The 2025-nt window shown below is 50.2% G+C and carries 2 protein-coding genes; both read right to left on the bottom strand.

Annotated elements, in window-relative coordinates; genetic code table 11:
- On the bottom strand, positions 1 to 1630 hold a 1630-nt coding region (sdhA, locus tag H1R82_RS14340), incomplete at its 3' end, for a succinate dehydrogenase flavoprotein subunit (RefSeq protein WP_181821715.1).
- A 16-nt stretch (positions 1631 to 1646) separates the two neighbouring features.
- The coding region (locus H1R82_RS14335; RefSeq protein WP_508613973.1) for a succinate dehydrogenase/fumarate reductase transmembrane subunit at positions 1647 to 2025 on the bottom strand (379 nt) is incomplete at its 5' end.

The raw sequence follows: 2025 nt of genomic DNA, 5'->3' as shown, positions 1-2025 counted from the left end.
CTTCATCGTTCCGGTCAGGGAATTCCGGTTTATAATGGGCACCGCGGCTCTCATTCCGGTTGTAAGCACCCAACGTGATCACACGGGCCAATTGCAGCATATTCCACAAATGGCGGGTGAACGGTCCGGCCTGATTGCTCCATTTGCTGGTATCCACCATATTAATGTTTTGATAACGCTCCATCAGTTCCTGGATTTTCTCGTCGGTTTTCTTCAGGCGGTCATTGTACCGGACAACCGTGACATTATCCGTCATCCATTCACCCAACTCTTTGTGCAAGAGATAGGCATTTTCATTGCCACTGTCCATTTTCAGGATGCTTTCATATTTTTCTTCTTCCGCTTTGCGTTGCGATTCGAATTGATCCACGGACATGTCTTCAATGCTGTGATTCAATCCGCGCACATATTCAATGGCTTTCGGTCCGGCAACCATTCCGCCGTAGATACTGGAGAGCAAGGAGTTTGCACCCAGACGGTTGGCTCCATGATATTGGTAATCACATTCTCCGGCGGCAAACAGTCCGGGGATATTGGTCATCTGATCATAATCAACCCACAAGCCGCCCATGGAATAGTGAACGGCGGGGAAAATTTTCATCGGGACTTTTCTCGGGTCTTCTCCGACGAATTTTTCGTAGATCTCGATGATTCCGCCGAGTTTGATATCCAACTCGCGTGGATCTTTGTGAGACAGATCCAGGTAAACCATGTTTTCGCCGTTGATGCCCAATTTCATATCGACACAAACTTTAAAGATGGCGCGTGTCGCGATGTCCCTCGGAACCAGGTTTCCGTAAGCGGGATACCATTCTTCCAGGAAGTACCACGGTTTCCCGTCTTTATAAGTCCAGACCCGTCCGCCTTCACCCCTTGCCGATTCCGACATCAAACGCAACTTGTCGTCTCCCGGAATGGCCGTGGGATGAATTTGAATAAATTCACCGTTGGCATAATAAGCCCCTTGTTGATATACCGCACTGGCAGCCGTTCCGGTATTGATCATCGAGTTGGTCGATTTCCCGAAGATGATTCCCGGACCGCCCGTTGCCAGGATCACTGCATCGGCCAGGAAGGTGACAAATTCGCTGCTTCTCAGGTTTTGTGCGACAATCCCCCGGCAACGCCCTTCATCATCCTGAACAATCCGGACAAATTCCCAATGCTCAAACTTGGTGACTTTCCCTTCCACCTCAAACCGGCGGACTTGCTCATCCAAGGCATAAAGCAACTGTTGTCCGGTGGTGGCTCCGGCATAAGCCGTCCGGTGGTGTTTGGTTCCCCCGAACCGGCGGAAGTCGATCAATCCTTCCGGGGTCCGGTTAAACGGAACACCCATGCGGTCCATCATATAAATGATTCCCGGAGCTGCTTCACACATTGCTTTTACCGGCGGCTGGTTGGCCAGGAAGTCTCCGCCGTAAACCGTGTCGTCAAAATGTTCCCATGGGGAGTCCCCTTCACCCTTGGTATTGACAGCACCGTTGATACCGCCTTGTGCACATACAGAGTGAGAGCGTTTCACAGGAACAAGCGAAAAGAGTTGTACATTGGCACCGGCTTCAGCCGCTTTGATGGTTGCCATCAAACCAGCCAAACCACCGCCCACAACGATTATTTTTTCATTCATTGGCAAGTGCTCCCTTCTAATGCTGTGCCAATTGTTGAATAAATTCAGGTCTGGCAAACGCGAATAGTGCTGAAATTCCCAAATAAGAAACAATCACAAAAACCGCGCTCCACACCCATGTGGAAACAAGCTGGGCACGCGGTCCCACCGTCACACCCCAGCTGACAAGGAATGCCCACATTCCATTGCTGAAATGGAAAACGGCACAAAGGACCCCGATGATATACAGAGCGAAAACAACCGGATTTTGCATAAGGTCTGCCATGAGCTGAGCCAATTGTTCCGACGTCAGGTCATACAAAGCAACCTGTACCCTGGTTTCCCACACATGCCAGATGACATAAACCAATGTCACAACACCGGTTACCCGTTGCAAAAAGAACATCCAGTTACGG

This window comes from Thermoactinomyces intermedius, from assembly GCF_013912365.1.
In the GTDB taxonomy this organism is placed as follows: Bacteria; Bacillota; Bacilli; order Thermoactinomycetales; family Thermoactinomycetaceae; genus Thermoactinomyces; species Thermoactinomyces intermedius.
Note: the sequence above shows the minus strand (reverse complement) of the source record. Positions and strands in the feature narration are given on the sequence as shown.